Source organism: Mesorhizobium silamurunense, from assembly GCF_014843905.1.
Lineage (GTDB): Bacteria > Pseudomonadota > Alphaproteobacteria > Rhizobiales > Rhizobiaceae > Mesorhizobium > Mesorhizobium silamurunense.
This window is the reverse complement of the sequence record NZ_LPVS01000118.1, coordinates 1-223: the sequence shown is the minus strand read 5'-3', so window position 1 is coordinate 223 and position 223 is coordinate 1. Positions and strand designations below refer to the sequence as shown.

Here is a 223-nt window from a genome sequence, read left to right as displayed (position 1 = left end):
ACGCCGATGTCGTAACGGACATAGCCGCCGATGCGCAGGCAGGTTTCGGTGCCGGGGATGTAGAAGTAGCCCGAGCCGTACACGTCGCAGATCTTGACGTATTCAGCCGGTTCCGGCTCGGCGACGGTTACCGCGTCGGCGGCGCGGGCGCCGGAAACTGCGATCAGGGCCGCAGCGGAGCCGAGAAGAAGGCTCTTGATGTTCATTTTCTGACCTCCAGTCA

Annotated in this window: 1 protein-coding gene; it reads right to left on the bottom strand. The window is 62.8% G+C overall.

Going from position 1 to position 223, the window contains the following annotated elements; genetic code table 11:
* On the bottom strand, positions 1–206 hold a 206-nt coding region (locus AU465_RS32665), incomplete at its 3' end, for a porin (RefSeq protein WP_192257103.1).
* Positions 207–223: the final 17 nt, after the last annotated feature.